The following is a 21,233-nucleotide window of genomic DNA, read 5'->3' on the forward strand; positions in this document are numbered from 1 at the left end:
GGAACGGACAGGAGACATCCATGCAGGACGAAGTGCTGGCAACGATTCAGGCATCATCCCCCAGACGGTGGATCGGAGTAGGGATGCTGTCGACGGTTGGGATGCTGGTCACATACGTCGCTTTGGCATCGCCGCCCGAACCGGCGTGGCAAGTATTTCTTTTTGCTGTAGGGGGCGCGTCGCTTTGGCTGGCCTATCGTGTATGGCACGCGACCCAGGACCATATTGAACTGACACAGTCGGAATTGCGTACCGGGTCAGGCCGATTGATCGCAAAGGTGGCTGATATTGAATCGGTGGATCGCGGTGTGTTTGCGTTCAAGCCGTCAAACGGTTTTCTGGTTCGCACCAAGCTCAAAGATACGAACCAATGGGCCCCCGGCTTGTGGTGGCGGATCGGTCGCCGGGTTGGCGTGGGCGGCATGACATCTGCCGCCGAGGCCAAGTTCATGTCCGAAATTCTATCCGCTATTTGTGCAGACGAACGGGGTCTGAGTTAAGTTACAAGCAACTTCGTTTGTAAAGCGGGGACGGGTAAAGATGAAGTTCTCAAAGGTGATACCTGTCGCAAAATCCCAGCCCGGTCTGAATGTGGGGATGTATTCATTGGACGTTTCAACCAGAATAACGGTGTCCTGATTGGGCATTGGCGGCAGGCGGTCTTCGATTTCATCGATCCTGTTGTCATCCCATTCCTGATCAAAGCCGCGTACGGTCGACCAGCGAACGTAGTGGCGATCATCGTCCTCATCGTAAATAATCAGAGAAATACGCATCTTCACATCTGACCGGTTGTTGACCATCTTGCCTGCCAAATCGTGCAGCGAGTCGATATACACATCGGTCACGGCCCGCGTTTCACGCGAAATCAGATCGCTGATCGTATAAGCTGCCTTCAGATTGGAGGCGCTTTGACGAAACCCCTCGAATGCAGTGAACGTGAACGTGATCGTCCATAACATCAATGGAAAAATCATGAGGGCTTCAACGGTAAGTATGCCGCTTTCGTCTTTCTTGAAGACTTTGACGCGATTTTTCAGATATTGGAGTACAGACATGATCTTACTCTGGCTCCTGTACGAATGCCGTTGTTGCGGTCACCGCATAGTGGCCGGTAGCGTCCGGGACAAGCTTGGCAATGGCTGAGGTCTCAAGAACCGGATCTATACGCAGGCAGGCTCGCAGGATCATCAACTCATTGGATTGGCCGCTTTTGAAATCCAAAACCGGCTTGGGATCTTCGGAACTGTCCGTGCAGGGGATGCTGTCTGAAAGCACGATACCAGCGAACGCGTCCTGCTTGACCATTTGTAGTCGCAAATTCCCTGTACAATCCTTGATTCCGGACACTTCGCAAATCCGATCCCTGATCACGTCGTGATTCCAGTCCGTACCCGTACCCAGCCGAATATCCCTTACGATCAGGTCCACCCCACGCTCCAAAGCAGCATGCCGCATTGTGATGATGGACAGTTCGGCTCCTGCCACGAGAAGCGCCAGGAAGAAGGGTACGAGCATGATGAACTCGATTGTCGCATTCCCTGCCTCGGATTGCCGAAACAGGCGGAGTTGCGACAGCTTTCCGCTGATCATTGGGTTAGCCTCAGTTTGCGGATCGACGATGCGATGGATTCAAAGGCTTTCTCAAGGTTCAGGCCACTTACGTCATAGATGTGGCTGTCAGAGCTGGCACAGTCTTTGAGGGTCCTGTACCCGCTTCTGGGCGCTTCGAAAGCGATGCCGTAAACAATGATACCCTGGTCTTTGGCCGCATCACAAATATGCTTGGTGCGCTGGTTCTTGGCCGACGTTTCAACTTTCGCGTAGGCCTTTGAATACCATTCCGCCCAACCGCTGGACTGCCAGTAATAGTTGTACCGTGCGTTCCATGCCAAAGATACTCGGTTAAACAGTTCAGGATATGACAACCTAACGGCTGTTCCAGGTTCTTCGTTCAGCTGCGTCTCAGGTTCCGGGTTTCCGTAGGGATGATCCGCCCAAACATCTTGCTGAGGCCAGAAAAAATTCGGACGACCCTGAGAATGGTACACGGTGTATTCATCAGCTTCCGGGTTGTACCAGACGTCTGACATACCTTCGCGCAGCGATGGGTTAAGCATGTATTGATCGGTGTTCTGACCATCGGTCATAACAATGGCGATCTTCAGAACGTCGGTGCCATAGTCCGAGGGACGGACCGAGAATTTTGATGGCACAATTGTTGTACCTGCATGGGACGGATCCTGTTCCAGCGACAGGTCGCGAACAATTCCGCGCATGCTCGGGTCCAGCAGGGCAGTACCCCACTTCATCCCGATGTCGATCGATGTGTTCCCACCGGGGGTGAGGGACGCAATCTGGGCAAGCAGTTTGTTCATATTGTCGGTGACAGGGGTGATTGCACTTCCTGCGCGGACCGGACAAACGGGCAGGTCGATAGTCCCTTCAGAATAGGTGAAAGGATCGAAGTGCGCGGTGCGTTCGAGGGTGTCATCCCGTTCCAGATCAGAATCGCTGTACTGTTCTGGAATGAAGTTTACGCAGTGCGAATAGCTGTGTTCTTGGGTGACATTCGTGAACTTGTCCAGAATCGATGCTCCTGCGTTGACCTGCGTTGCGTAAGGAACAATCGAGATTGAAATCTGCGTTTCGTTCGGTTTGTCCAGCATGAGCCTGACAAATTCTGACGCAGCTTCTCTCAAAACTGCGATTTTTGTCTTCGATGGTGTGGCAGACGAGCGCGACATTGAGCCGGAGATGTCGAGAATCAATGAGATTTCAACGGCGCCAATGGATTCTTCAGCTGCACTGGTCGCAACGAGACCCAGTTCGGTGACTTTGCCGAACCTCAGATAGCGGGTTGGAACAACGGCTTCGGCTGTAGCACTTACTTTTTTGGAGCCGAAACCTTCAACAACCGTCGTAATGGCGTTCAAATTGCCCAACCCGGCCTTGTCCATGTAAGAATCGACGACCGCCTTGGCGGGAAGGTCCTGGTCGAGGTCCGCGGCGGCAAGCACAGCGCGATCCAGTGTGGATTGCAGGCTGGCACGGTCGCGTTCATATTTCATGACATCCATGGCCATGCCGGTAATCGCCAGCATCAGGACCACCATAAACAATACGAAAATAGTGAAGGCGCCATCTTCGTTGCGAGCGAACTGCTCTAATTTGAACGTGTTGCGCTTCGGTTTCGAGCCGTCGTTACAAAGCAAGGAATTCAGCATTCTGGTTACTCCGCTTCACACGTCGAATTCGTGCGTCAAAGAAAAAGAGATTTGGGACAAAGTTAATTTTCAAACGTGGCGTGAATTGGGCGAAAAAGGCTTGGTTTTGGCCTTTTTGGGCGCTCAGGGGGTATAATTTTCACGTTTTCCCATGGTCTGTCGATGAAATGAAAACAATCCGTTAAGCGATTGACCGGATTGGGCGACTCACCATCAGAAACTCAAGTCTGTGTTAGGTAGGTGATGAAAAAAAGTGCATTGTTTGATTGCAGCCAGACTTGAGTGGTGCGACAAAACGTCATGACGTTTCGTCATCCAGCGGTACGGAGGATTTTATGACCGGCATCCAAGAACCAAGCTTTCGCCAGAGTGTTGACCTGATGTTCAACAGGGCGGCCGCCCTGATGGAACTGCCGCCGGGGCTGGAGCAGAAAATCCGGGTTTGCAACGCGACCTACACAGTTCGGTTCGGTGTGCGTCTGCGCGGTGAGATCCACACCTTCACCGGGTACAGGTCTGTCCATTCCGAACATATGGAGCCGGTCAAAGGCGGCATTCGCTATGCCACTGCGGTGAATCAGGATGAGGTCGAAGCGCTGGCTGCGTTGATGACGTACAAATGTGCTCTTGTCGAAACGCCTTTTGGCGGATCAAAAGGCGGTCTTTGCATTGATCCGCGGAAATACGAAGAACACGAACTGGAACAGATCACGCGCCGCTTTGCCTATGAACTTGCCAAGCGGGATCTGATCAACCCGTCGCAGAACGTTCCGGCGCCCGACATGGGAACGGGCGAACGCGAGATGGCCTGGATGGCGGACCAATACGCGCGGATGAACACCACCGACATCAATGCACGGGCCTGTGTGACCGGCAAGCCATTGAACGCAGGTGGCATCGCCGGGCGGGTCGAAGCGACCGGACGCGGCATTCAATACGCTCTGCGTGAATTTTTCCGTCACCCCGAAGACGTCAAGACGGCCGGCCTGTTGGGCAAGCTGGACGGCAAGCGTGTTGTGGTGCAGGGGCTCGGCAACGTGGGGTATCACGCCGCGAAGTTTCTGAGCGAGGAAGACGGTTCACGCGTTGTAGGTATCATTGAATGGGACGGAGCGCTCTATAACCCGGATGGTATCGACGTCGAAGCCGTCCGCCAGTGGATCGTCAAGCATGGCGGCGTCAAGGAATATCCGGACGCGACTCATTCAGCGGAAGGTGCAAGCGTTCTGGAGGCTGAGTGCGACATTCTGATCCCGGCTGCCCTTGAGGGTGTCATCAACCTTTCCAACGCCGAGCGGATCAAGGCACCTTTGATCATCGAGGCAGCGAATGGCCCGGTCACCGCTGGCGCGGATGAGATTCTTCGCAAGAAAGGCACCGTTATCATCCCGGATATGTATGCCAACGCGGGTGGTGTGACGGTGTCTTATTTTGAATGGGTCAAGAATCTAAGCCACATTCGTTTCGGCCGGATGCAGCGCCGCCAGGAAGAGGCGCGACATGAACTGATCGTCAGCGAACTGGAGCGGCTGGACAGGTATCTGGGTGACGCGTGGTCGATGTCTCCGGACTTTAAAGCAAAATACCTCAAGGGTGCCGATGAGCTTGAACTGGTGCGCTCGGGCCTCGATGACACGATGCGGATCGCCTACCAGTCCATGCGTGAAGTGTGGCACAGCCGCGACGATGTCGAAGACCTGCGTACTGCGGCCTATATCGTGGCGATCGACCGCGTGGCCAAAAGCTATCGCGCCAAGGGGCTGTAAATCAGGCGGGCGGGGTGATCATTTCGCCCCGCCGGTTCGCGCTGCGGCTTGAATGTCGATGGCGGCCCGTTAGTTTGACGGATAGTAGACACTCAGAGAAACGAATCCCGGAGACCTCCATGTTGCGTATAGCCATTGTCGCGGCTCTACTGGCCACCCCTTTGGCCGCTCAGGAAACTAAGGAACAAAGCTGCAAATATCAGGCGGATGTGGTGGCCGCGATCCAAAAGGCGCGGCTGGACCGCGTGAAAGAACGCGATGTGGCGCAAGCCGTGGCGGATAGTGGCCCGACATGGCCCGAGAACTACAATGCCGCGATTCCGTTGATCACGCCGTGGGTCTATGAACAAAAGATGCGCGATGTGCGCAAAAAGGATCTGGGCGCTGCTTGGCTTGAGTTGTGTTTGCAGCAATAATCCACAGCCCGGACATTTCCCTGTGGACAAACGCGCGCCATCCCCTTGGCGCGCGTTCCTGTTTCTGTCAGGTTTGACATATGTCACTGCCCCCCGGATTTCTGGATGAACTGCGCACCCGCCTGAGCCTGTCTCAGGTCGTCGGGCGCAAGGTGATGTGGGATCAGCGCAAATCCAATCAAGGCAAAGGTGACATGTGGGCGCCTTGCCCGTTTCATCACGAAAAGACGGCCTCATTCCATGTCGATGATCAGAAGGGGTTTTATTACTGCTTCGGCTGTCACGCCAAGGGCGACGCGATCAGCTTTGTGAAAGAAACGGAAAATGTTTCGTTCATCGAAGCGGTTGAAATCCTCGCCCGAGAGGCTGGCATGCCGATGCCTGCGCGGGATCCGAAAGCACAGGAAAAGCAGGATCGCCGCAGTCAGCTTGCCGATGTGATGGAACAGGCGGTGCAGTTTTTCCGCTTGCAGCTGAAAACAGCGGCGGGGGCAGAGGCACGGGATTACCTGTCGCGCCGGGGTTTGGATCAAAGCGCGCTGGATCGGTGGGAGATCGGGTTTGCGCCGGACAGTTGGCAGGCGCTTTGGGATCACCTGCGCGGCAAGAGCATCCCAGAGGAACTGATCCTTGGCGCCGGGCTGGCCAAGCCTTCAAACAAAGGCAAAAAACCCTATGACACCTTCCGCAACCGGATATTGTTCCCGATCCGGGATCCGCGTGGGCGCTGCATTGCATTCGGTGGCCGCGCGATGGATCCGAATGACAACGCGAAATACCTGAACTCGCCCGAGACCGAGTTGTTCGACAAGGGGCGCAGCCTTTACAATCAAGGTCCGGCGCGGCAGGCGGCGGGCAAAGGGCAGCCGCTGATTGTGGCCGAAGGGTATATGGACGTGATCGCGCTGGCCGAGGCGGGGTTTAGCGCGTCGGTTGCACCTTTGGGAACGGCCATTACTGAACATCAGTTGCACCTGCTCTGGCGGATCGCGGATGAACCGATCATTGCACTAGACGGGGATGCCGCGGGTCTGCGGGCGGCCATGCGGGCGGTTGATCTGGCACTGCCGCTGCTGGAGGCCGGAAAATCCTTGCGTTTTGCCTTGATGCCCGAAGGCAAGGACCCGGACGATCTGTTGCGCACAGAAGGCCCGGGCGCCGTTCAGGCCGTTCTGGAAGGGGCCATACCGATGGTCAAACTGTTGTGGCAGCGCGAAACCGAAGGAAAGGTATTCGACAGCCCGGAACGCAAGGCAGCACTGGACAAGGCACTGCGGGACAAGATCAAGCTGATCCAAGATCCCTCGATCCGCTTGCATTACGGTCAGGAAATCAAAGACCTGCGCTGGCAACTGTTCCGCCCGCGACGACAACCTCAAAACCGTCCGTGGCAACCGCGGGGAAAATGGCAGCCGCAGCAGACCGCGACGCCGGGCGCGCGCAGTTCGTTTCTGGCCTCATCGGAAAACGCGGATATCCAGCTGCGCGAAGCCGCTATTCTGGCGATCTCAATTCTGAATCCCAAGGTTGTTGTCCAATTTGAGCAACAGTTGGAAGAAATGGAATGTCACAATCCTGACTATGCGGCATTGCGCGATGCTGTCCTGCGTCACGCAATTGATGACCCGGACAACCTGAAAGACCACATTATCGCATCAATGGGGCCTGACGCCCTTGAAAACCTGCTGACCCTTCGCCATGTGGCAGTCATCCCCTGTGTGTCCAAGCCAGGCGACGTTGAAAAGGCCGAGATGACACTGGCCGAGGAACTCGCAAAGATCAAAGCGCTCCGGGGGTTGGATGCCGAGATTGCCGAAGCGGCTGAAGAGTTGTCTGATCTGCCCGATGAGGCGCTGACTTACCGGCTGGCGCAAGCCGCCGAAGAGCGCAACCGCACGAGTCGAAGCCAGAACGAGGATAGGGCCGTTTTCGACATTGCTGACAATGGGGCGCGAATCAATCGTGACGAGAAAGACGCGTTTGCGGCGATCATGTCTGGCATCAAATTCGAGCGGAAACGCCGATAAGTGGTGTTTTCGTAAGGCACTGGAAAAGAAAAACGGGTAAACGGGTGGCCGAATCACTTATACGCGCTAATGATTCGGCTGAGACGAATCACCCATCCCTGCAGGAGCATTGAATGGCCGCCAAGGATACGAACGAAGACCGCAAATCCGACGAGCAGGAACAGGAAATCTCGCTGGACATGAGCCAAGCGAACGTCAAGAAGATGATCGCCGAGGCTCGCGAGAAAGGTTACATTACCTACGACCAGCTCAATCAGGTCTTGCCGCCTGATCAGGTCAGTTCTGAACAGATCGAAGACGTAATGTCGATGCTGTCCGAGATGGGCATCAACATCATCGAAGATGAAGAGGCCGAAGAAGAAGAGAACAAAGGCTCGACCGAACTGGTTGCCGCGGAAAGCAACCGTGAGGTTGCACTGGCCGGTTCCGGTACAGAAAAGCTGGATCGCACCGACGACCCTGTGCGCATGTATCTGCGTGAGATGGGGTCGGTCGAACTGCTGAGCCGCGAGGGTGAGATCGCAATCGCCAAGCGGATCGAAGCCGGTCGCAATACGATGATTGCGGGCCTGTGTGAAAGCCCGCTGACCTTTCAGGCGATCACAATCTGGCATGACGAATTGTTGTCCGAAGACATTCTTTTGCGGGACGTCATTGATCTGGAAACCACGTTCGGAAACCAGTTGGACGAAGACGGTGACGTTGAAGAGCCGGTCGTCGATACCTCGGCCGTGCAGGCGAACAAGCCAGCCAAGGATACCGGCCCCGAGCTGGATGCGGATGGCAACCCGCTGAACAACGATGACGATGACGATGACGACGATCAGGCCAACATGTCGCTGGCCGCGATGGAAGCGGCGCTGAAGGATCAGGTCTTGACCACGTTGGAGCGTATCTCGACCGACTTCTCGATGCTGTCTGAAATGCAGGACAGCCGGATTTCGGCCACGCTGAACGAAGACGGTACGTTCAGTGAAAAGGATGAAGAAACCTATCAGAAACTGCGGGCTGAGATCGTCGAACTGGTGAATGGCCTTCACCTGCACAACAACCGGATCGAGGCGCTGATCGACCAGCTTTATGGCATCAACCGCCGCGTCATGTCTCTGGACAGCGCGATGGTCAAGCTGGCCGATCAGGCACGCATCAACCGCCGTGAGTTCATCGAAGCGTATCGGGGCCGTGAACTGGATCCGAACTGGCTGGCCGAGATGGCCGAAAAGCCGGGCCGGGGATGGCAGATGTTCATCGAACGCTCGACCGCGAAGGTCGAAGAGCTGCGCAACGACATGGCTCAGGTCGGCCAATATGTCGGTCTGGATATCTCGGAATTCCGCCGTATTGTGCAGCAGGTTCAGAAGGGCGAGAAAGAGGCGCGGCAGGCCAAGAAGGAAATGGTCGAAGCCAACCTGCGCCTGGTGATCTCGATCGCCAAAAAGTACACCAACCGTGGCCTGCAATTCCTTGATCTTATTCAGGAAGGCAACATCGGCCTGATGAAGGCGGTGGACAAGTTCGAATACCGTCGTGGCTATAAGTTCTCGACCTATGCGACCTGGTGGATCCGCCAGGCGATCACCCGCTCGATCGCGGATCAGGCCCGCACGATCCGTATTCCGGTTCACATGATCGAAACGATCAACAAGCTGGTGCGCACGGGCCGTCAGATGCTGCATGAAATCGGCCGTGAGCCGACGCCGGAAGAACTGGCCGAAAAGCTGCAGATGCCGCTCGAGAAGGTGCGCAAGGTGATGAAGATCGCCAAAGAGCCGATTTCTCTGGAAACACCCATCGGCGACGAGGAAGACAGCCAACTGGGCGATTTCATCGAGGACAAGAATGCCGTGCTGCCCCTGGACAGCGCCATTCAGGAAAACCTCAAGGAAACCACCACAAGGGTTCTGGCCTCGCTCACCCCGCGCGAAGAACGGGTTCTGCGGATGCGTTTTGGCATCGGTATGAACACCGACCATACTTTGGAAGAAGTCGGCCAACAGTTCAGCGTGACCCGCGAACGGATTCGTCAGATCGAGGCCAAGGCGCTGCGGAAGCTGAAGCATCCCAGCCGTTCACGAAAACTCCGGTCTTTCCTGGATCAATAAGAACAAAGATCTATCAGAACAAAGGCGCCCCGTCAGAGGCGCCTTTTTTTGTTCACATTGGCTGGTTCTCGCATCACGTTGGCGCGATAGCACAAGGCCGTGGCGGTGTGCCTTTCTATATCGGTCTTGTCCACTCATGGGACAGGCCGGGGCGAGGTTTTTCAGGCTGATGACCCCCGGCCAGCTGTCCGAATGGGATGTTCCACTCGGGTCTTGAAGGCGCTGGGCGGCTGACCTGTCCACCGTTTGAAGGCGGTCGAAAAAGCAGCCTGATCGGCATACCCCAGCGCGTATGAGATTTCAGACAGAGTCATGCCATTTGTGATGAAAGTCTGGGCCAGATCACATCTTAGATCGTCCACAATATCGCGATAGCTTGTGCCTTCATCCTTGAGGCGTCGACTGAAGGTTCTGAGGCTCATCCCCAGATCAGCCGCCGCATCTTCGGCTTGCAGGATTGCGCCGGGCAAGGATCGGGTGATCAGGCCTTCGACACGGGCGCGGGTCTTGTGCTTGGGGGGTGGTTTTTCGGCCAGCAGACGTTCACCGTATTCCAGCAAATGCTCACGCAGCTTTGGATCATAGGTCGGCACTTTCAATTCCAGCGCAGATAGCGGCAGAATGATCTCGATCTTTTCAGCGTTGAAAACCACCGGGCAGCCTGCCAGCTTTTTGTAGGTTTTGGCGTGGCTTCCAACTTTGTGCTGAAAGCGCATCTCGATCGGGTGCAACTTCACCTGCGTGAGGTTTCTCATCCTGGCCAGCGCAGCGAACAACAGGAATTCCGTGCGCCGATGATAGCGGGCAAAGCTGGCGTCTTTCCAATCGGCCTCAAGGGCCGCGAAGTTGCCAGCAACACGAAAGCTGAGCCCGATGGCCGGATCGATGATGCCATGAAAACGGGACAGGTTTTCCATCACCTGCCTCAAATCGCGTGAGTATTTACTGATATACCCTGTTACGGTCGAGGCCGACGTGACCTCGAGCCCAGTGCGCGCCGCAAATGTGATGTCACCAACGGCGTCACAGGCGTGCCGGATGAACAGGGCCTCTTTATGTGCGCTGTAGACTGCGGCAGGGGGCGCGATATCCTGCTGACACAGCCCGGTCTGTTGCAATACCCGCTGGGATACTTCGCTGTTGCCGGCGTGGCGATCCAGCGCCTGGATCAAAAAATGTAGTCGGTCGATATCTACATCCATCGTGGTACAACACCTTACGTTCTCAAATACATTAACAGTTTATCAGGGAAATCCCTTTGTTGACTTTGGCTTTTGGCAGAAAGGATTTTGCACTTGAGTACTACTTGTTGGCAAGTTCTCGAAAGGTTTTGACCGGAACGCGCATGAAGTGTAGCGCGCGGCTGTCCAAATCAGCTTTGTTGCCGGGTCGGGACCTTCATGGGGATGAGGTCAGAGCCTCGGAGAAATCACCAATCTCTGCTCAGGGCTCCCCGGCACGCTCTTTTTCTGCAAGTGACGCGTTGTTCTGCGACGCCGGGCTTGGGCCTGCTGATCCGCTGTCAAGGCTGGCTCACGCCGGATCACGCTATGTACCAGGCGGGCTGAATTGATCGTGAGGCACCCTGTGCGCGCAGTGAAGTTCGACTAACCTATTCAGAGGTCACAATTTGGAACAAGCAATCAGGGAAGAAATTACCATGAAACAGTCATACACTTTCGCCGCGTTGGCAGCCTTGGCCTTCAGTGTTCCATTGACAGCAGACGCTGCGCGGAACGGGTTTCGAACGGAACCCATAAACGCCACTGATTTTGAGGTCATCCCCCGCGGCGACATGCGCGCCGAAGGCTATTGGTGCGCCGCCGCGGATTATGCACGTCGAACCTTGGGGTCGGGCTGGACGGACCGGGTTTACGTGTTGCGAGGATACGGGCCCAGTGTCACAACCGGTCGCAGAACAGCGGTTCAGTTTTCCATCAAGCCGCCTCAAACGGTCGATGCACAACCAAGCAGCTTTGTCTCGTTCGGGTTTCAGCCTGGCAACAGTGAATCTGTACAAGGTGCGAATGCACGGTGTAATTATCGACCGTTCTTCAACGACTGACCAACCCGCAGGATAGTCACGATGCAGACCGAGTTCGTTTTGCACACCCATGGACCGGGGCTTTACGAATTCACGTCCGACGTTCTGCAATGGCTTGAACGGGTGGCGAAAGATGGGGTCTTGACCCTGTTCGTTCGCCACACTTCCTGCTCATTGCTGATCCAGGAAAACGCGGACCCCGAAGTTCAAACAGATCTTCAGGCGTTCTTCGAACGGCTGGTTCCACCGTCAGACAACCCCGCCATGTCGTATCTGCGGCACACCTACGAAGGCCCGGACGATATGCCTGCGCATATCAAGGCCGCGCTCTTGCCGGTTTCGTTGACGATCCCGGTGTCGCAGGGACGACCCGTTCTGGGAACATGGCAAGGGATTTACCTGTTTGAACACCGCACTGCGCCGCATCAAAGGAAGGTTGCGGCGTATCTGGCCTGACCCACTATTTAGCGGTTTGAATTTCCGACTACCCAAACCCTAGCGGCTGCCCTATAGTTGTGGATAAGTAAGCCGCAGCGCTTACAAAAAGAGGCCGAACATGGGACGAGGAGACGGCGGATGCGCTGCCCGTTTTGCGGAAATATCGACACTCAGGTGAAAGATTCACGCCCGGCAGAGGACCACGTGGCAATCCGCCGACGCCGGTTCTGTCCGGCCTGTGGCGGACGGTTTACGACCTACGAACGTGTGCAACTGCGTGATCTGGTTGTCATAAAGACCAATGGTAAACGCGAAGATTTCGATCGCGACAAGCTGGAGCGTTCGATCCGCATCTCGATGCAGAAACGCCCCGTTGATCCCGAACGGATCGATCAGATGATTTCGGGCATCGTGCGCCGTTTGGAAAGCATGGGCGACACGGATATCCCGTCCAACAAGATCGGTGAGATCGTTATGGAAGCTCTGGCGCGGATCGACACTGTCGCCTATGTTCGCTTTGCGAGTGTGTACAAGAATTTCCAGGCGGCCGATGATTTCGAGGAGTTCGTCCACGAACTGCGCCCGCCGCAGCCTTCGACTGACGAGTGAACGAAACAGATAAGCGATTCATGGCGCTTGCCCTGTCTTTGGGGCGGCGCGGTCAGGGGATGTGCTGGCCGAACCCCGCTGTGGGGTGTGTCATCGTTCGTGATGACCGGATCATCGGGCGGGGCTGGACACAGCCGGGTGGCCGCCCTCATGCCGAGACCGAAGCCTTGGCTCAGGCCGGGCAGGTTGCGCGTGGTGCGACCGCCTATGTAACGCTGGAACCCTGTGCCCATCACGGCAAAACGCCGCCCTGCGCCGAGGCCTTGATTGCGGCAGGAGTATCCCGTGTTGTGGCCGCTGTCGAAGACAGCGATCCGCGCGTGGCCGGGCAGGGTTTTGCCATGTTGCGCGAGGCGGGAATTGACGTTGTAACTGGCGTTCTTGCGGAACAGGCAGAACGGGATCTGGAAGGCTTTTTCCTCAAGACTGAACAAGGCCGGCCTTTTGTGACGCTGAAGATGGCCAGCAGTTTTGACGGGCGCATCGCAACCTCGACAGGGCACAGCCAATGGATCACCGGACCGCAGGCACGTCGTGTGGTCCATGCCATGCGTGCACGTCACGATGCGGTGATGGTCGGGGCAGGGACGGCGCGCGCCGACGACCCCTCGCTGACCGTGCGGGATCTTGGCGTTGAGCATCAACCCGTCCGCGTCGTGGTGTCCCGCCATATGGATATTTCTCTGATGGGGCAGCTGGCGCGCACAGCCTCAAAGATACCTGTCTGGCTCTGCCATGCGCATCACCCGGATGCCGAACGTGCACAGGCGTGGGAGGGATTGGGAGCAAAGCTGATCCCCTGTGCGTTGAAAGATCACCATATCGACGCGGTGGATCTGCTTCAGCAACTGGGTCAGGCCGGTTTGACCAGTGTCTTCTGCGAAGGCGGTGCCGCGCTTGGGGCCTCGCTGTTGGCCGAAGATCTGGTGGACGAGCTGATCGGGTTCACTGCCGGCTTAACCATCGGGGCCGAAGGCCTGGCCGCGGTCGGGACACTAGGTCTGGAAACGCTGGAGGCCGCCCCCAAATTCGAATTGATCGAGACGCAGGCGGTCGGCGGGGATGTATTACATCGTTGGCGCAGAGCGTCGGAATAACGTCAACGCCAAAGATGAGCGTGCGTTGCGAACGCGCCCTGAAGCTTTGACAGAAACCGGTTGAACGGACCGGACGGTGCCGAATACCCCAGCGCCAAACGTTCAACAGCCACTTCGACAGGGCAGGGTTGTCTGGTGATCGGATCGAAATAGCGTGGATAGTCAATCAAGGTGGCGTGTACCAAGCCCATCAGCGACGGCCGTGCACCTCGCCTGACGGGGACGGTATCCAGATCGGTGGTCAGGCCCCATCCCGCATAGAAGGGCGCGCCCAGAGTCGTGACCTTCACCCCGCGCAACAATGCCTCGAACCCCAATAGCGATGTCATCGTCCACACCTCGTCCACCTGCGTCAGCAGCGAGGCAGGGTCAGTTCGGGTCACGACAAGGTCCGCAATTGACTCTGCGTCTATCTGGCCATCCCGCAACCCAGCTTCGACATCAGGGTGCGGTTTGTAGATCAGGATAGCTTCGGGGTTGGCCTCGCGCGCCGTGTTCAGCAGGTCCAGATTGCTGCGCACCGTGTTGGTGCCCAGCAGGATCGAGGCGTCATTTTCAACCTGTCCGGGCACCAGAATTCGGTGCCCATGGGGCAGAACCGGCGCGGATTGGCCCGTGTTGTATTTGCTCAAACCATCGGCCAGCAATCTCTCAATAAGCCGTTCAACGCGCAATTCCTGATCCGGGCGCAAAGTTGCACGCTCGCTGATCAGGTTTTCCAACTGGCTGGGCTTTGTGGGGTCATAGTAGATACCGACTTCGTCGGTTACCAGGGATAGGGGCGGAACAAGCGCCGCCCCAAGTCCGCGGGAACGCAAAAAACCGTCTTCCACACGAACGGCCCCTTCGCTGTCGCGCGCCTGACTGGCCCAGACCATGTGGGGGCGATCCGAGGCATCAGGTTGTGTGGCCGTAAAGCGCAACGTGCCATGCCGCCCGAAAATCTGCTGCATGTGCCTGCGTTTCCACAGGCGCATACCGGCGGCCGTCCAACCGTGCCTGTCCTGCCGCCATGCGCGGGTCTGCGCCTCCAAAATGTCCAGAACCGTTTCCAGTTCGCACAGCTGATCGCGAAAGGGGTCGTACCAGGTCGGGTAAAGCAGCATCGCGGCCGCGAACAGTTGCGCGCGGGTCAGGTTGCGCTGACGGCGCTGGACTGGGAATTCATCCTGCGTCAGGCCCCACCCGGCATAGAACGGTTGACCGAAAACGCGCGGTTTGTGACCGGCCAGGATTGCTTCAAAGCCCAACTGCGAGGAAACGGTATAAACCGCAACGGCGCTCTCGAGCAGGGGCCAGGGGCTGATGGGCTTGTCAAACCACGTGACCCGGTCTGACAGGTCCTGATCGGTGAAATGCCCCTGACGATGACCTGCCATCGTTTCTGGATGTGTCTTGATCAGAATGCGCGCGCCTGGGTTTTCCTCCTGCGCGACCACAAGCATTTCAAGAAAACGGGCACGATCGGCACCGCTTGCCGAGACGGCGGCATCGCCAACCGTCTGATCGATGACCAGTACATAACCGGGGTCAGGTGCGGCAAGATCGGGGTCAAACGCGGAATACTTGCTGAGGTGCAATTCCCTGACCCGCTCCATCGCGGCACGTGCGCGGTTCAGCAGCGCGGTGTCGTCCAAGGGATCGGTGTTCAGCAGCTTCTCAAGGTCCGAAGGTGCGGCTGCATCGAAATGCGGGCCCGAACGGTCCAGCAAAAGACCCAAGGGCGGTTCACCGGCGCGCCCCGGGTGCAGAGACCTGAGAAAGGCATCCTCGACCCGCAGAACCGGGGCGCGGTGTTTTTCGGCGATGCGCAGGCCCCGGTACGCGGTCGGGCTGTTGCCCCAAATGCCCACGCAATCGCCATCCTTGGGAAGACCCAGACGAATGTCATATCCGGCAAGCGTCAGAATCCGTCTCAGGCGTTTTTGCGTAAGAAACCCGCCGTTGTAGACGAACAGCCGGGTGCGCTCGGCCCCGGCTGCGCTGTCCGGATCGGCTACCATGCATCAGTTGCCGGTCAGCGTGGCGACGTTTGCGATGGGGGTCAGGCCACCAGCGATCAGCGAGATCGATTTGCTCCACTGTGCATAGGGTGCTTCGGTCACATAAATCGTATCATCGTCGCGGATCACGAAATCCCGCGCGATGAACAGGCCGTTAGGGGCCGTCAGGTTCAGCAGGTAGATCATGCGTTGATCCCCCTTCAAGTCGGCGCGTCCCGTGATGCTGCGCGCGATGTCCTGACGCTCTTTCCGCAGAATGAAAATGCCGGTTGGATCAGAGGACAGTGTTAGCAGACCACCGACCTGAGCCAAAGCTTCCAAGGCGGTAAGGTCCTGACTGTCAAAGGCCACGCGAGACTGACCCCCGGTCGCGCCGAGAGCGATGTAAGATCTGCTGTCTTCTTCCACCAAGATGCGGTCGCCGCCACGCAAAGCGACGTCCAGTTTCGGGTTGCGGAACAGATCTTCGTACCAGACGGTGCCCTTTTGATCCCCCCGGATCAGCGTCACCAACGCGATATCTGACGCTACTGAGACCCCGCCCGCCTTGGACAGCATGCCAAGCAAGGAACGGGTTGGGCGTTCGATCGGATAGATGCCGGGGGTTGCGACTGTACCCGTCAGCGAGACGGTGGAACCGTCACCCGCAACACGCCGCACTTCGATCTGTGGGTCGGGTGTCTGTTCCCGCAGCTTGTTCGTGATCAAAACGCGAAGCTGTTCGGGCGTGTTGCCCGCGGCCCGAATCCGACCCGCATAGGGGACGAAAATGAAACCATCGCTGTCGACCTGAACTTCATCCAGAATGGTCGCCGCACCGGTTTCGCCGGACAGCAACCCGTCGTCCACGTTTTCCCATATGGTCAGGCCCAGCACGTCACCGGGGCGGACAGTGTCGGCGGTCAAGGCCTGGGCGCTGCTGAACGAGGACGAAAAGCCAAACTGAGGCACGGCGGATGTAAGGCGTGTCACGCGGTCATCGACTTCGACGACAAACGCGTTGCCGCCATTCTGGACTGCACCCGCCAGAATTTCGGTCTTGTTCGGCCCGGATTTCGGAAGTTGGCAGGCCGCCATCAAGCCGATTGCGGCCACAAGGGAAACCCCCCGCATCCATCGCTTAGGAGAGAATTGCACTGCCGGATATCCTCAGTCTTTTGTTGTTGCGGGAAGATTAGCCGGTAAGCAGCACAACTTCCAGTCACAGGGCGACCGAATTACTCGACGATTTTCAACTGTGGCGTCGGTGCCTCGTTCTTGTTCAGAAGGGCCTGATAAGGGTCACTGCTGCTGAGCATCATGTCCACGGCGCGGCGTAGCAACTGCCGCCTGCCGCGCCGGGAATAAAACCCGCCCGGAACCTGGCTGGTTTCCAGCAGGAATTGCCGGTAACAGCGATAGGCGTCGACATCCGGCGCGTCTGGTTCAGCAAAAAATACGGCGATCGACTGCTGTGATACGAAGTCGGTCTTGTCATAAACCGAACGTCCGAAAATACGCAGCGGAATACCCCGCCACAAGACCTGCTGCCCCGCAGTGGAATTCACGGTGACGGCCGAATTTGCCTCATCCAGCAAACCTGCCAGTTTTCCGCCTGGGACATAGTGAACACGGTTCTGCACCCCGTGTTTCCTGGCAATCTCCATGGCGCGCAGGTGCAATGGTTCACGGTGGTTTTCCAATGGGTGCTCTTTCACGACCAGCCTGTGATGTGCCGGTGCGCCTTGCGCGAATCCTGCGATGACCAGTTCCAGAAAATCGGACATGCAGGAGAATTCGGAATGGGCCTGAACCGAACTGTCATGCCCCAGTTGCAGCAACACGAGGTGATAGGGGAAGCCCCCCCATCTGACGCGCGCCGTGGCAATGCCGCGTTGCAGGCGATGAACAGGCATCAGCATCAGACGTTTGAAATACAACCGGAATTCCTGTGAAACCGACAGATCACGATGCGGCCGGAAATTGCGGTATCTCTTGTTCAGGAACATGACGAACCAATGATAGAGGGCACCGTAGAATATGTGTTGCCGCATATCCCCCCAATGCGACGGTGGCGGGGGCGTTTTGCTGTCCGACCGGGCCAGAGCCTGCCGCATCTGGTCGACATCCAGTGACATCAGGCGCGAATGCCCGTTTGACCCGTCCCGCTCGTACGTGACCCACCAGGGCCGCAGGTAGCCTTCTTCGAAAACGTGAACTGTCAGCCCTTGAGACTTCGCAATCTCAACTGCGCGGGCGTGGACCGGTCTCGTGTCGCCATAAAGAACGATATCCGTGATGCCTTTGTCGGCAATCAACCTGTTCAATGTCTCGGGCCAATCGCCGGGCGTGTTCCGGAATGCGATGAAACTTGCCTTGTCGAACCAGAACGCCTGATCGCCCGCATTGAACCCAACCCGCCAGACCTGTGCCCCCGTGGCGCGCAACATCTGCCCGAGTGTCGAGAAAAACGGCCCGTGAGGTCCCTGAAGAAACAGGAAGACCCGTTTGTCTGAGCCTGAAGGCATTTGCGGCATCTGGACTGCTCTTTTTTTTGGTTTTGTTGCCGAAACTATGCCCGTTTGGGCCTTGTACGGCAAGGCGGGGCTTGCCCGCGCGGCCCATTGGGCTTACCTCGACGGTGAAAAGCAGGCACAGGTTATGAACTGAGGGTTAACGGAATGTTCACAGGGATCGTCACCGACATCGGCACCGTCACCGAGCTGGAACAGCAGGGGGATCTGCGCGCCCGGATCAAGACGGCCTATGACACGGCCGGTATCGATATCGGAGCCTCGATTGCCAGTGATGGTGTGTGCCTGACGGTGATCGCGCTGGGCGACGATTGGTATGATGTTCAGATCAGCGCCGAGACGGTTTCGAAGACCAATCTTGATACCTGGGCCGTCGGCAAACGTGTCAATCTGGAGCGAGCGCTGAAAGTCGGTGATGAACTGGGCGGTCACATCGTTTCGGGTCATGTGGATGGCGTGGCCGATGTGGTCGCGGTCGAAGATGAAGGCGACAGCACACGTGTCACCTTGCGTGCACCGAAGGAACTGGCGCGGTTCATAGCGCCCAAAGGGTCGGTTGCGCTGAACGGGACATCGCTGACGGTCAATGACGTGAATGATTGCGAGTTTGGCATCAATTTCATCCCTCACACCAAGGAAGTCACGACATGGGGCGATGTCGGTGTGGGCGATCGCGTCAATCTTGAGATCGATACACTGGCCCGGTACGTCGCGCGCCTGGCCGAGATGTCCTGATACGTCGCGTCGGAAAACCCCAGCGCCGTTTGTGGACTGGTCTTTGCGCCCTCAGTGGTCTATTCCGCCGAGCAAACCTGCCATGTGAAAGGCTGCCCCATGAGCTTTGAAACCCCCGGACCAGTCGAGGCCCAGTTGCGTGACGCGATCAGCCCGATCGAAGAAATCATCGAAGAGGCGCGCGCCGGCCGGATGTACATTCTGGTCGATCACGAAGATCGCGAGAACGAAGGCGATCTGGTGATCCCGGCGGAGTTTGCGGATGCCGAGGCGATCAACTTCATGGCCACCCACGGGCGCGGCCTGATCTGTTTGCCGATGACGGCGGAACGTATAGATGCGCTGGGCCTGCCGATGATGGCCGTGAACAACTCATCCCGCCACGAGACGGCCTTTACGGTTTCGATTGAGGCGCGCGAAGGTGTCAGCACCGGGATTTCAGCCGCCGACCGGGCGCTGACCGTGGCGACCGCAATCAACGAACAGAACACGATGGCGCATATCGCCACCCCGGGCCATGTCTTCCCGTTGCGGGCAAAGCGGGGCGGGGTGCTGGTGCGCGCAGGCCATACTGAGGCCGCCGTGGATATCTCGCGTCTTGCCGGGCTGAACCCGTCAGGCGTGATCTGCGAGATCATGAATGAAGACGGAACCATGGCGCGCCTACCGGATCTGGTCGAGTTCGCCAAAAAGCACAACATGAAAATCGGCACGATCAGCGACCTGATCAGCTATCGGGCGCGCAATGACAATCTGGTTGTCGAGACTTCTCGTCAAACAGTCACCTCGGAATACGGCGGTGAGTGGGAAATGCGGATTTTCACCGATCAGACCCACGGCATTGAACATGTTGTCATGATCAAAGGCGACATCACCACGCCCGAGCCCGTTCTGACGCGCACGCACGCCCTGCATGAAGCGCCGGATATCCTGGGGCTTGGTCCGAAATCATCCCGCGAGTTGCCGCGCGCGATGGAAAAGATCGCCGAAGAGGGCCGCGGAGTGGTCTGCCTGTTCCGCCAGCCGCGCAACTCGTTGTATGCGGTCGAGGATGAAGGCCCGCGCACCATCAAGCAAACCGGTCTGGGGGCGCAGATTCTGTCCAAGATGGGGATTCAGGAACTGGTGCTTCTGACCGACTCTCCTGAAACGGTGTATCTTGGGCTGGACGCGTTTGGCCTGTCAATCGTCGGCACCCGCTCGATTCTGAAGGAAGACTGAACATGGCTGAACAAGACAAACACGGAATTCTGCCGACACCCAGCTTCGACAAGCCGGTGAAACTGCTGATCGTGGCCGCTCCGTTCTACCGCTCGATCGCCGACAACCTGATTGCGGGTGCCACGGCCGAGATCGAAGCGGCTGGCGGCACCTGCGAAGTGGTCGAAGTGCCCGGCGCGCTGGAAATTCCCACGGCCATCGCCATGGCCGACCGACAGTGCAACTTTGACGGCTATGTCGCGCTTGGCTGTGTCATCCGCGGTGAGACCACGCATTACGAAACCGTCTGCAACGACTCCAGCCGCGCGATCCAGCTGCTGGGCCTACAGGGGCTGTGCATCGGCAACGGCATCCTGACGGTCGAGAATGACGAGCAGGCCGAAGTTCGCGCCGATCCGGAAAAGATGAATAAAGGGGGTGGCGCGGTCGCTGCGGCCTTGCATCTGATCGCGCTCAGCCGTAAGTGGGGCGCTTCGAAAAAGGGCGTCGGATTCAAGCCGCCGTCCGAGTCCATCCTGGTGGCGGGCGACAGCAACGGATCAACGACAACATGACCCAGACAGACACGCCGAAACCGGCAAACCGGAAACGCCTGATGAAATCCGCAGCGCGGCTTTATGCCGTGCAGGCGCTGTTCCAGATGGAGCAGTCGGGCCAGACGACCGAACAGGTGGTCAACGAGTTTCTGGACCACCGGTTCGGCGCGGTCTACGAGGGCGACGAGATGCTTGAGGGCGACAGCACGCTGTTCCGCAAGCTGGTGGATGACGCGGTGAACTATCAGGCGCCGATCGACCAGATGACCGACCGCGCGCTGGTGGCGAAATGGCCGATCGCGCGCATCGACCCGACCCTGCGCGCGCTGTTTCGCGCGGCGGGTGCGGAACTGACCCAAAGCGGCACACCGCCCAAAGTGGTGATCACCGAGTTTGTCGATGTGGCACGTGCCTTTTTTCCAGAAGGTAAAGAACCCAAATTCGTCAATGCCGTGCTGGATCACATGGCGCGCGAGGCGCAGCCCGAGGCGTTCTGACA

General features: G+C 57.6%; 20 protein-coding genes. 13 read left to right on the forward strand and 7 right to left on the reverse strand.

Going from position 1 to position 21,233, the window contains the following annotated elements:
- Nucleotides 1–20: 20 nt before the first annotated feature.
- On the forward strand, nt 21–500 hold the full coding sequence (locus tag ACR0I0_RS01080) for a hypothetical protein (protein ID WP_171723532.1): 480 nt from the start codon (nt 21–23) through the stop codon (nt 498–500).
- Here ACR0I0_RS01080 and ACR0I0_RS01085 read toward each other — a convergent pair.
- The 3 genes from ACR0I0_RS01085 to ACR0I0_RS01095 are packed head-to-tail and all read right to left on the reverse strand — an operon-like array spanning nt 462 to nt 3,227.
- On the reverse strand, nt 462–1,058 hold the full coding sequence (locus ACR0I0_RS01085) for a TadE/TadG family type IV pilus assembly protein (protein WP_171633443.1): 597 nt from the start codon (nt 1,056–1,058) through the stop codon (nt 462–464). The genes ACR0I0_RS01080 and ACR0I0_RS01085 overlap by 39 nt on opposite strands.
- Before the next feature lie 4 nt (nt 1,059–1,062).
- Nucleotides 1,063–1,593 (reverse strand): TadE/TadG family type IV pilus assembly protein, encoded by a 531-nt coding sequence (locus ACR0I0_RS01090; protein WP_171723530.1) that lies wholly within the window; start codon nt 1,591–1,593, stop codon nt 1,063–1,065.
- Entirely contained in the window at nt 1,590–3,227 is a 1,638-nt protein-coding gene (locus ACR0I0_RS01095) for a Tad domain-containing protein (protein ID WP_480489842.1), read from the reverse strand. The genes ACR0I0_RS01090 and ACR0I0_RS01095 overlap by 4 nt, the downstream gene beginning before the upstream one ends.
- 335 nt (nt 3,228–3,562) lie before the next feature.
- Between ACR0I0_RS01095 and ACR0I0_RS01100 the strand changes: the two genes are divergently transcribed.
- The 4 genes from ACR0I0_RS01100 (at nt 3,563) to rpoD (ending at nt 9,538) form a co-directional block, all read left to right on the forward strand.
- Nucleotides 3,563–4,993, forward strand: a complete 1,431-nt coding sequence (locus tag ACR0I0_RS01100; RefSeq protein WP_480489844.1) for a Glu/Leu/Phe/Val family dehydrogenase — start codon at nt 3,563–3,565, stop codon at nt 4,991–4,993.
- A gap of 119 nt (nt 4,994–5,112) precedes the next feature.
- Nucleotides 5,113–5,409: a hypothetical protein gene (locus ACR0I0_RS01105; protein WP_152457544.1), complete on the forward strand. Its 297-nt coding sequence runs from the start codon at nt 5,113–5,115 to the stop codon at nt 5,407–5,409.
- Nucleotides 5,410–5,489: 80 nt separating this feature from the next.
- On the forward strand, nt 5,490–7,436 hold the full coding sequence (dnaG, locus tag ACR0I0_RS01110) for a DNA primase (RefSeq protein ID WP_171723527.1): 1,947 nt from the start codon (nt 5,490–5,492) through the stop codon (nt 7,434–7,436).
- Between the two features lie 113 nt (nt 7,437–7,549).
- Nucleotides 7,550–9,538, forward strand: coding sequence for an RNA polymerase sigma factor RpoD (gene rpoD, locus ACR0I0_RS01115; protein ID WP_171633431.1), 1,989 nt, complete (start codon nt 7,550–7,552; stop codon nt 9,536–9,538).
- Nucleotides 9,539–9,699: 161 nt separating this feature from the next.
- Here the strand turns inward: rpoD and ACR0I0_RS01120 are convergent, their stop codons facing one another.
- A complete protein-coding gene (locus ACR0I0_RS01120) occupies nt 9,700–10,740 on the reverse strand; it encodes a helix-turn-helix domain-containing protein (RefSeq protein WP_480489846.1) in 1,041 nt (346 codons plus the stop codon).
- A 458-nt stretch (nt 10,741–11,198) separates the two neighbouring features.
- On the opposite strand from ACR0I0_RS01120, the gene ACR0I0_RS01125 reads away from it, so the two are divergent.
- The 4 genes from ACR0I0_RS01125 (at nt 11,199) to ribD (ending at nt 13,726) form a co-directional block, all read left to right on the forward strand.
- Entirely contained in the window at nt 11,199–11,603 is a 405-nt protein-coding gene (locus ACR0I0_RS01125) for a hypothetical protein (protein ID WP_480489848.1), read from the forward strand.
- 21 nt (nt 11,604–11,624) lie between these two features.
- Complete coding sequence (locus ACR0I0_RS01130; RefSeq protein ID WP_171206899.1) at nt 11,625–12,038, forward strand: secondary thiamine-phosphate synthase enzyme YjbQ; 414 nt, start codon at nt 11,625–11,627, stop codon at nt 12,036–12,038.
- A 120-nt stretch (nt 12,039–12,158) separates the two neighbouring features.
- Complete coding sequence (gene nrdR, locus ACR0I0_RS01135; RefSeq protein WP_117869416.1) at nt 12,159–12,629, forward strand: transcriptional regulator NrdR; 471 nt, start codon at nt 12,159–12,161, stop codon at nt 12,627–12,629.
- Nucleotides 12,626–13,726 carry a bifunctional diaminohydroxyphosphoribosylaminopyrimidine deaminase/5-amino-6-(5-phosphoribosylamino)uracil reductase RibD gene (ribD, locus tag ACR0I0_RS01140; protein ID WP_480489850.1) on the forward strand — a complete coding sequence of 367 codons (1,101 nt, stop codon included), beginning with the start codon at nt 12,626–12,628 and terminating at the stop codon, nt 13,724–13,726. Before nrdR ends, ribD begins: the two co-directional genes overlap by 4 nt.
- 2 nt (nt 13,727–13,728) lie before the next feature.
- Here ribD and ACR0I0_RS01145 read toward each other — a convergent pair whose 3' ends face one another.
- The 3 genes from ACR0I0_RS01145 to ACR0I0_RS01155 form a co-directional block, all read right to left on the reverse strand.
- Entirely contained in the window at nt 13,729–15,729 is a 2,001-nt protein-coding gene (locus ACR0I0_RS01145) for a capsular polysaccharide biosynthesis protein (protein WP_480489852.1), read from the reverse strand.
- 3 nt (nt 15,730–15,732) lie between these two features.
- On the reverse strand, nt 15,733–16,866 hold the full coding sequence (locus tag ACR0I0_RS01150; RefSeq protein ID WP_348539510.1) for a polysaccharide biosynthesis/export family protein: 1,134 nt from the start codon (nt 16,864–16,866) through the stop codon (nt 15,733–15,735).
- Between the two features lie 80 nt (nt 16,867–16,946).
- Nucleotides 16,947–18,236 (reverse strand): capsule biosynthesis protein, encoded by a 1,290-nt coding sequence (locus ACR0I0_RS01155; protein ID WP_480489854.1) that lies wholly within the window; start codon nt 18,234–18,236, stop codon nt 16,947–16,949.
- Between the two features lie 153 nt (nt 18,237–18,389).
- Between ACR0I0_RS01155 and ACR0I0_RS01160 the strand changes: the two genes are divergently transcribed.
- From ACR0I0_RS01160 to nusB, 4 genes are all read left to right on the forward strand, one after another.
- Nucleotides 18,390–18,977 carry a riboflavin synthase gene (locus tag ACR0I0_RS01160; protein ID WP_171723521.1) on the forward strand — a complete coding sequence of 196 codons (588 nt, stop codon included), beginning with the start codon at nt 18,390–18,392 and terminating at the stop codon, nt 18,975–18,977.
- 99 nt (nt 18,978–19,076) lie between these two features.
- A complete protein-coding gene (ribB, locus tag ACR0I0_RS01165; protein ID WP_171119533.1) occupies nt 19,077–20,198 on the forward strand; it encodes a 3,4-dihydroxy-2-butanone-4-phosphate synthase in 1,122 nt (373 codons plus the stop codon).
- 2 nt (nt 20,199–20,200) lie between these two features.
- The gene (locus tag ACR0I0_RS01170; protein ID WP_480489857.1) at nt 20,201–20,752 is read left to right on the forward strand and encodes a 6,7-dimethyl-8-ribityllumazine synthase; all 552 of its coding nucleotides are present in this window, start codon (nt 20,201–20,203) and stop codon (nt 20,750–20,752) included.
- Nucleotides 20,749–21,231: a transcription antitermination factor NusB gene (nusB, locus tag ACR0I0_RS01175; protein WP_171119535.1), complete on the forward strand. Its 483-nt coding sequence runs from the start codon at nt 20,749–20,751 to the stop codon at nt 21,229–21,231. The genes ACR0I0_RS01170 and nusB overlap by 4 nt, the downstream gene beginning before the upstream one ends.
- Nucleotides 21,232–21,233 lie beyond the last annotated feature (2 nt).

The organism is Ruegeria sp. AG6 (assembly GCF_056541565.1).

What these genes read in the sequence shown, in the direction of transcription:
- ACR0I0_RS01080 (WP_171723532.1), top strand. Translation starts at nt 21, where the DNA reads ATGCAGGACGAAGTGCTGGCAACGATTCAGGCATCATCCCCCAGACGG.
- ACR0I0_RS01085 (WP_171633443.1), bottom strand. Translation starts at nt 1,058, where the DNA reads ATGTCTGTACTCCAATATCTGAAAAATCGCGTCAAAGTCTTCAAGAAA.
- ACR0I0_RS01090 (WP_171723530.1), bottom strand. Translation starts at nt 1,593, where the DNA reads ATGATCAGCGGAAAGCTGTCGCAACTCCGCCTGTTTCGGCAATCCGAG.
- ACR0I0_RS01095 (WP_480489842.1), bottom strand. Translation starts at nt 3,227, where the DNA reads ATGCTGAATTCCTTGCTTTGTAACGACGGCTCGAAACCGAAGCGCAAC.
- ACR0I0_RS01100 (WP_480489844.1), top strand. Translation starts at nt 3,563, where the DNA reads ATGACCGGCATCCAAGAACCAAGCTTTCGCCAGAGTGTTGACCTGATG.
- ACR0I0_RS01105 (WP_152457544.1), top strand. Translation starts at nt 5,113, where the DNA reads ATGTTGCGTATAGCCATTGTCGCGGCTCTACTGGCCACCCCTTTGGCC.
- dnaG (WP_171723527.1), top strand. Translation starts at nt 5,490, where the DNA reads ATGTCACTGCCCCCCGGATTTCTGGATGAACTGCGCACCCGCCTGAGC.
- rpoD (WP_171633431.1), top strand. Translation starts at nt 7,550, where the DNA reads ATGGCCGCCAAGGATACGAACGAAGACCGCAAATCCGACGAGCAGGAA.
- ACR0I0_RS01120 (WP_480489846.1), bottom strand. Translation starts at nt 10,740, where the DNA reads ATGGATGTAGATATCGACCGACTACATTTTTTGATCCAGGCGCTGGAT.
- ACR0I0_RS01125 (WP_480489848.1), top strand. Translation starts at nt 11,199, where the DNA reads ATGAAACAGTCATACACTTTCGCCGCGTTGGCAGCCTTGGCCTTCAGT.
- ACR0I0_RS01130 (WP_171206899.1), top strand. Translation starts at nt 11,625, where the DNA reads ATGCAGACCGAGTTCGTTTTGCACACCCATGGACCGGGGCTTTACGAA.
- nrdR (WP_117869416.1), top strand. Translation starts at nt 12,159, where the DNA reads ATGCGCTGCCCGTTTTGCGGAAATATCGACACTCAGGTGAAAGATTCA.
- ACR0I0_RS01145 (WP_480489852.1), bottom strand. Translation starts at nt 15,729, where the DNA reads ATGGTAGCCGATCCGGACAGCGCAGCCGGGGCCGAGCGCACCCGGCTG.
- ACR0I0_RS01155 (WP_480489854.1), bottom strand. Translation starts at nt 18,236, where the DNA reads ATGCCTTCAGGCTCAGACAAACGGGTCTTCCTGTTTCTTCAGGGACCT.
- ACR0I0_RS01160 (WP_171723521.1), top strand. Translation starts at nt 18,390, where the DNA reads ATGTTCACAGGGATCGTCACCGACATCGGCACCGTCACCGAGCTGGAA.
- ribB (WP_171119533.1), top strand. Translation starts at nt 19,077, where the DNA reads ATGAGCTTTGAAACCCCCGGACCAGTCGAGGCCCAGTTGCGTGACGCG.
- ACR0I0_RS01170 (WP_480489857.1), top strand. Translation starts at nt 20,201, where the DNA reads ATGGCTGAACAAGACAAACACGGAATTCTGCCGACACCCAGCTTCGAC.
- nusB (WP_171119535.1), top strand. Translation starts at nt 20,749, where the DNA reads ATGACCCAGACAGACACGCCGAAACCGGCAAACCGGAAACGCCTGATG.